A 7,534-nucleotide genomic window follows, 5' to 3' on the forward strand; every position below is an offset into this window, starting at 1 on the left:
TCATTTATATGCTAGTAATACCAAAGTGCATAAATCTTTGAACAATTTAACGAATTAAATTGCACTATAACGTCGTTAAAAATTTTTTATTTAGAACAACTAGATACAAAAATTTTTGCCTAGTTCTAGCGTAATTTTCTTAACGTTAAATAGACCCCATATATAAGCAGATTGGTATAATTAGTAGAAAAGAATTGGATATAAATTTAGCAGTTAAGAAATAGAGAGATTATATGTCAACATCGGTACTAATATGTGATGATTCAAAATTAGCAAGGCGTCAATTAGCACGATCTTTGCCAGATGATTGGGATATCAAAGTTGAGTTTGCAATTAATGGTGTTGACTGCATTAAGCAAATAGAATTAATTCAACCTGAAATCCTTTTTCTCGATTTAAATATGCCAGAAATGGATGGCTATGAAGTTTTAATAGCCATGAAAGAGCAAGGGCTTAATATATTAACCGTGGTCGTGTCTGGCGATATTCAGCCAAGCGCGCATCAACGAGTGATTGAGCTTGGTGCAATTGATTTCATTCAAAAGCCTTGCTCGGCAGAAAAGCTAGCCGAGATTATAGAGCATCATGGCATTAAAGATAAAGCCATGCGCGAACGCCTTTCTCATTCATTAGGAGAACAAGTAGACCCTGATGTTCGTGATATATATCAAGAACTAACTAACGTTGCAATGGGTCAAGCGGGTGATTTACTTGCACGTCTTCTCAATGTATTCGTTAAGTTGCCTATTCCCAACGTTAATATATTAGAGGTAAGTGAGTTAGATATGGCGCTGCGCTCTATTGACAACAATGCCTCTACTTCGGGTGTTTGCCAAGGGTTTATAGGTGGTGGCGTATCCGGTGAAGCATTATTGTTATTAAATGACTCCAGCTTTAAAGAAATCGCCTCTTTAATGAATTACGATGGTGAACTCAACGACAAAGTTGAGCTTGAGTTACTTATGGATATAAGTAATATTCTCATTGGGGCAATTTTAACAGGCCTTTCAAAACAACTCGATATGTCGTTTAGCCAAGGGCACCCTATAGTTCTTGGTCAGCACCGAGATGTCTCTGAGTTGGTAAAAGCTAATAAGTCACGCTGGCAGCGCACACTTGCTATTGAGATTAGCTACGGCATAGAAAATCACGATATAAATTGTGATCTTATGCTGCTATTTACTGAAGATTCACTTAAAACTTTGAAGTTCAAAGTTGCTTACCTATTAGAAGACTAAGTTATGGCCGCTGATTTAGATATGAATGAGATCCATTGGTTAATGGATATGTTTAACACCGTTGATGTAGGCCTTGTGGTGCTAGATAGAGATTATAAGGTATGCGTATGGAATGGTTTTATGGAAAACCATTCAGGATTGTTACCAAGTGCGGTAAAGCACAAAGATTTATTTGATTTATTTCCAGCAATTGACGAAAAATGGTTTAGAAGTAAGTCAGAATCAGTATTTGTATTAAAAAATCGCTCATTTACTATTTGGGAGCAGCAGCCTTATATATTTCGCTTTAAAAATTATCGCCCAATAACAGGCAAAGCTGAATACATGTATCAAAATGCGACATTTATACCGCTGACCAATATAAGAGCAGAGGTGAGTCACATTTGTATTATTCTTTATGATGTTACGGATATTGCAGTAAATAAAAAAGAATTAGAAGATTTGAACAAAAAGCTTGAGCAAATGAGTCAAGTTGATAATTTAACACAGTTAACAAACCGAGGTCATTGGGAGGATTTGTTAAAGCAAGAATACCTGCGTACAAAACGCAACGAAGGCTGTAGCGCTTTATTGATGTTTGATATTGATCACTTTAAAAAAGTGAATGACAAATATGGACACAGTGGTGGGGATGAGGCTTTGCGCCATATTGCTAAGCTATTGCGCTCAGCACTGCGTGAAACGGATATAGCAGGGCGCTACGGTGGTGAAGAGTTTGTAGTAACCTTGCTTGATACAGATAAAGAAGGCTCAGTTGTATTTGCTGAACGTTTAAGGCAATTGATTGAATCGTCCCCTGCTTTACATAAAAATCTCGAGATTAGGATGACGGTAAGTATTGGTTTGGCATGTTTTAATCATGAATTTAAGGATCATGAACGTTGGATTGAGGCGGCAGATAAAGCACTTTATTCTTCAAAAGAAGGTGGCCGTAATAGAGTAACTTCTTTCGATGATATAAAAAATGACCTCTAAGTGTCATTTTTTATATCAATTAATCGTTGTTTCAATGAGGTGCTAAAATAAGTAAGTCAATTTTTAGTAAACGCCTTATTTTTTGCTGTGTTGCCATAAATTTTGCCTATTCTATTGAGCTGGTCAGTACGAGGAATTTTTTATGATCCATTATATTCACTCTGTTGTGTGAGGAGAGTCATCTATTGGGCATTGACTAATAGTTGATACTTCACCAGAGTATGACTCCTGTTCGAGTTTTACTTTAAAGCCCCATAGTCTGTAAAGGTGTTTTAGTACCTCCTCGTGTGAGTTTGCTAAAGGGACGCTATTATGTGGGATGTAGCGTAACGTAAGCGATCTATCGCCTCTAATATCAACATCATACACTTGAATGTTAGGTTCATGATTACTCAAATTATACTGCGCTGAGAGTGCTTCTCTAACGACTTGATAGCCATTGTCGTTATGTATTGCACCAACTTCTAAGTGTGGGTTATTTGCATGATCGACGATAGTAAATAATTTAAAATCGCGTATTAATTTGGGCGATAGGAATTGGCTAATAAAACTCTCATCCTTAAAGTTTTCCATTGCAAAGTGCAGGGTATCTAGCCAGTTACTACCTGCATACTCAGGAAACCAGCGTTTATCTTCTTCAGTTGGGTGTTCACATATCCTGCGAATATCAACCATCATATTAAAACCCAAAGCATATGGGTTAATGCCTGAATAATACTTGCTGTTATAAGGGGGCTGGTACACCACATTAGTATGGCTTTGTAAAAACTCTAACATGAATGAGTCAGTCAGCTTACCCTCATCATATAAATGATTAAGGATAGTATAGTGCCAAAATGTAGCCCAACCTTCGTTCATAACCTGAGTTTGTTTTTGCGGATAAAAGTATTGCGAAATTTTACGTACAATACGTATAATTTCACGTTGCCAAGAATCGAGTAATGGGGCATTTTTTTCAATAAAATATAAAATATTTTCTTGTGGTTCTTCTGGAAAGTGGCGTGTTTTCTTTTTTGTTTCTTGTTGTTGTTCAGGAATGGTTCGCCATAACTCGTTTACCTGCGATTGTAGGTATTCTTCTCGTTCATGTTGACGTTTTTGTTCTTCAAATAGCGATATTTGTTGTGGGCGCTTATAGCGATCAACACCATAATTCATGAGTGCATGGCAAGAGTCCAATAAGGTTTCTACTTGAGTTATACCGTGTTTTTCCTCGCAGCGACTTATGTAATTTTTAGCGAATAAAAGATAGTCTATTATTGAGCTTGCATCAGTCCATGTTTTAAATAAATAATTACCTTTGAAAAATGAATTATGCCCATAACAGGCATGCGCCATTACAAGCGCTTGCATAGGAAGCGTATTTTCTTCCATTAAGTACGCAATACAAGGGTCTGAATTGATCACTATTTCGTAAGCGAGACCCATTTGTCCGCGCTTATAGTTTTGCTCTGTTTGTATGAATTTTTTACCATACGACCAGTGGCTATATCCTATAGGCATGCCAACGCTCGAGTAAGCATCCATCATTTGCTCGGCTGTGATCACTTCAATTTGATTAGGGTAAGTATCTAATTTGTAGTGGGCTGCAACGCGAGCTATCTCACCTTGGTACTCATTTAATAAATCAAAGGTCCAATCTGGGCCATCACTCATTCGTTTGTCGTTCATAGTGCACCTCGCTTTAGGCTATGCAGGGCCTTGCTGTTGACGACCTTTTTTGAATAGCTTTCTAAATATAGGATAAATGTCTTCTACTTCTTTAATATGCTGTATAGCGAAATTGCTATGGCTGTGTGTTATGTCTTCATATTCGCGCCATAAGCTTTGATGGGCACGTGTGGTAATTTCTATATAAGCAAAATACCGTACTGCATCTAAAAGTTTATTACGTAAAATCTGCCCACATTGCGGCGTATCGTCAGCCCAATTATCGCCATCAGAGGCCTGCGCTGCGTATACATTCCACTCATCCGCGTGGTAGCGCTTTTTAATTATTTCGTCCATTAACTTAAGGGCGCTTGAAACAATCGTACCGCCCGTTTCTTGAGAGTAGAAAAACTCCTGCTCATCTACTTCTTTTGCTTGTGTGTGATGGCGAATATAAACCACTTCAATGTCTTTGTAACTTCGTGTTAAAAATTGATAAAGCAAGATGTAAAAGCGTTTTGCCATATCTTTTGTCGCCTGATCCATTGAGCCAGACACATCCATAATACAAAACATCACTGCTTTGCTGGTGGGGTGAGGGCGTTTTTCATAATTACGAAAGCGTAAATCGTAATTATCAATAAACGGGACTGATTTAATTTGTACTTTTAATGTCTCAATTTCTTTTTTTAGTAAGGCGATTGCAGCTTTATCGCTGTGAGACTCAACAAGAAGCATAGCTAGTTGCGCTTCAAGCTCAACTAAGCGACGTTTTTTACCCGCACTCATGGCAACACGACGTGCAAGTGAGCCTTGTAGTGAACGAACTATATCGATATTACTTGGCATTCCATCGCTACAAAATCCAGCGCGATGGGTTTTCATTTGCACTAATTTATCGAGTTGATTTTCTTGCAAGTTAGGTAATTCTAGGTCTTCAAATAGTAAGTCAAGGTATTCATCTTTTGATATAGAGAACACAAACTCGTCTTGCCCTTCGCCTGTATCACTTGCTTCGCCTTCTCCAGCGCCGCCACCTTGTCCGCCTTTAGGGCGTTCAATTTTATCACCCGTAGAAAACTGATCGTTACCAGGGTGAATCTGCTCTCTATTTCCTCCTTTTCCCTGATGAAATGTGGGCTCGCTGATATCTCGCTGTGGAATAGAAATACTCTCACCAGAGCTAGAATCAGTAACGCTGCGTTTGTTTATAGCATCCGATACAGCTTCTTTAATTTGCTTTTTATAGCGCCTAATAAAGCGCTGACGATTAAGCGTGCTTTTATTTTTGCCGTTTAAACGCCTATCTATAAAGTGCGCCATAATGACCTCCTAAAAACTACGACTATGAAGGCTATTGCGACTTTCTAACCCGTAAATACCACTCAGATAGCAAGCGTACTTGTTTCTGTGTGTAGCCTTTTTCGACCATGCGATTAACAAAGTCTTCGTGTTTTTGCTGATCCTCAGCTGATGTTTTGGCGTTAAACGAAATAACAGGGAGTAAATCTTCGGTATTAGAAAACATTTTTTTCTCAATTACCGTACGTAGTTTTTCGTAGCTGGTCCATAGCGGATTCTTGCCATTATTATGGGCACGGGCACGCAGTACAAAATTAACTATCTCATTACGAAAATCTTTCGGGTTAGAAATGCCTGCTGGTTTTTCTATTTTTTCAAGTTCAGCGTTTAATGCCGAACGGTCGAATAATTGACCTGTATCAGGGTCTCGATACTCTTGATCTTGAATCCAAAAATCTGCATAAATAACATAGCGGTCAAAAATATTTTGGCCATATTCAGAGTACGATTCTAAATAGGCGGTTTGTAGTTCTTTCCCTATAAACTCTACGTATTGCGGAATTAAATAGCCTTTTAAAAAGCTTAAATAACGTTCTTCAACTTCAGCTGAAAATTGCTCACGCTCTATTTGCTGTTCTAGTACGTAAAATAAGTGCACTGGATTTGCGGCGACCTCGGTGGTATCAAAATTAAATACACGAGATAAAATTTTAAATGCAAAACGGGTAGATAGTCCTGTCATACCTTCATCAACGCCGGCATAGTCACGGTATTCTTGATAGGATTTTGCTTTAGGATCGGTGTCTTTTAATGTTTCACCATCGTATACGCGCATTTTTGAATAGATACTGGAATTTTCAGGCTCTTTTAAGCGAGAGAGTGTTGTAAATTGTGCCAGCGTTTTAAGTGTACCAGGGGCACACGGCACATTGTATAGCTCACTGTGCTCAAGTAACTTGTCGTAAATTTTAATTTCTTCAGTTACACGTAAGCAATAAGGCACTTTAACAATATAAACACGGTCTAAAAATGCTTCGTTATTTTTATTGTTTTTAAAGGTTTGCCATTCAGATTCATTAGAGTGGGCGAGTATCATGCCGCTAAATGGCAGTGCACTAATACCCTCTGTTCCATTGTAGTTACCCTCTTGTGTCGCGGTAAGTAATGGATGTAGCACTTTAATCGGTGCTTTAAACATTTCTACAAATTCCATTAAGCCTTGGTTTGCAAGGCATAAAGAGCCAGAGTAGGCGTATGCATCGGGATCATTTTGGGCAAAATGTTCAAGCTGGCGAATATCTACCTTGCCTACGAGTGCAGAAATATCTTGATTGTTTTCATCTCCAGGCTCTGTTTTAGCGATTCCTATTTGGTTTAAAATCGAAGGGTAGCGTTTAATGACTTTAAATTGACTGATATCCCCGTTAAATTCTTGTAAGCGTTTACCTGCCCAAGGCGACATGATTGTTTTTAAATAGCGCGGTTTGATCCCATATTCTCGCTTAAACAGCTCTGCGTCTTCGATTGGATCAAACAATGAAAGAGGGTGATCGTTTACCGGAGATCCTTTAATTGAATAGATAGGCACTTGTTGCATCAAATATTTTAGTTTTTCAGCAATCGATGATTTACCACCGCCCACGGGGCCAAGTAAATAAAGCACTTGTTTGCATTCTTCTAACCCTTGGGCTGCATGCTTTAAATAAGACACTATTTGCTCAATAGCGTCTTCCATACCGTAAAAATCGGCAAATGCTGGGTAACGTGCAACCACTCTATTAGAAAATAATCGGCTTAGTCGTGCATCCGTTGCGGTGTCCACCATATTTGGTTCGCCAATTGCCATAAGCAGACGCTCTGGGGCGCTTGCATAGGCAGACTTATCGGTTTTACAAATCTCAAGGAATTCAGCGATACTGTACTCTTCTTCTTGTGCCGCTTCGTATCGTGCTTGGTAATGCTCAAAAATAGTCATAATAACCTCCGAAACCCGCTGTAAAAAGGTGCTTACTTTTTAAAGTCTAGTCACGAATTGGTACTTTTGTGCAATAAAATTAAAAATTTAACTCAGGAATGTTTGTTTTTTAGGCTGGGTAGCCCCTATGTGGTTATTCCCAGGAGTGATTAACTCTTTGTTGGCGACTAAGGTATAGATGAGGAGCGAGAGCAGTTACCTAAACCAAAAGGGTAACCCGTATTTGGCATTTATATATCGTTATTACCTATTTATGGGGAATAACCACACCACATAGGCTCTGCCTTGCCTAAATACCAAACAGTCTGCTGCAAATTTAACCTCGAAAGATAAACAGATGTATGGACTCCCACTTCCCTCAGGAGTAACGTAATAATATCCTTACCTTTTCCAT

At 38.6% G+C, this 7,534-nt stretch carries 5 protein-coding genes; 2 read left to right on the plus strand and 3 right to left on the minus strand.

What is annotated here, in order from left to right; genetic code table 11:
* Window positions 1-233 precede the first annotated feature (233 nt).
* Both CWB66_RS02205 and CWB66_RS02210 read left to right on the plus strand, forming a co-directional pair.
* A complete protein-coding gene (locus tag CWB66_RS02205) occupies window positions 234-1,238 on the plus strand; it encodes a response regulator (protein ID WP_077537690.1) in 1,005 nt (334 codons plus the stop codon).
* Between the two features lie 3 nt (window positions 1,239-1,241).
* Complete coding sequence (locus CWB66_RS02210) at window positions 1,242-2,213, plus strand: sensor domain-containing diguanylate cyclase (protein ID WP_138584175.1); 972 nt, start codon at window positions 1,242-1,244, stop codon at window positions 2,211-2,213.
* Window positions 2,214-2,369: 156 nt separating this feature from the next.
* On the opposite strand, the gene CWB66_RS02215 is transcribed toward CWB66_RS02210, so the two are convergent.
* The 3 genes from CWB66_RS02215 to CWB66_RS02225 are packed head-to-tail and all read right to left on the minus strand — an operon-like array spanning window position 2,370 to window position 7,140.
* A complete protein-coding gene (locus CWB66_RS02215) occupies window positions 2,370-3,884 on the minus strand; it encodes a SpoVR family protein (protein WP_138584176.1) in 1,515 nt (504 codons plus the stop codon).
* An 18-nt stretch (window positions 3,885-3,902) separates the two neighbouring features.
* Window positions 3,903-5,186, minus strand: a complete 1,284-nt coding sequence (locus CWB66_RS02220) for a YeaH/YhbH family protein (protein ID WP_138584177.1) — start codon at window positions 5,184-5,186, stop codon at window positions 3,903-3,905.
* Between the two features lie 31 nt (window positions 5,187-5,217).
* Window positions 5,218-7,140, minus strand: a complete 1,923-nt coding sequence (locus CWB66_RS02225) for a PrkA family serine protein kinase (protein WP_077537694.1) — start codon at window positions 7,138-7,140, stop codon at window positions 5,218-5,220.
* Between the last annotated feature and the right edge of the window lie 394 nt (window positions 7,141-7,534).

Source organism: Pseudoalteromonas sp. S558 (assembly GCF_005886635.1).
Taxonomy (GTDB): Bacteria; Pseudomonadota; Gammaproteobacteria; order Enterobacterales; family Alteromonadaceae; genus Pseudoalteromonas; species Pseudoalteromonas aliena.

Coding starts and splice junctions, on each gene's coding strand:
- CWB66_RS02205 (WP_077537690.1), top strand. CDS start 234: ATGTCAACATCGGTACTAATATGTGATGATTCAAAATTAGCAAGGCGT.
- CWB66_RS02210 (WP_138584175.1), top strand. CDS start 1,242: ATGGCCGCTGATTTAGATATGAATGAGATCCATTGGTTAATGGATATG.
- CWB66_RS02215 (WP_138584176.1), bottom strand. CDS start 3,884: ATGAACGACAAACGAATGAGTGATGGCCCAGATTGGACCTTTGATTTA.
- CWB66_RS02220 (WP_138584177.1), bottom strand. CDS start 5,186: ATGGCGCACTTTATAGATAGGCGTTTAAACGGCAAAAATAAAAGCACG.
- CWB66_RS02225 (WP_077537694.1), bottom strand. CDS start 7,140: ATGACTATTTTTGAGCATTACCAAGCACGATACGAAGCGGCACAAGAA.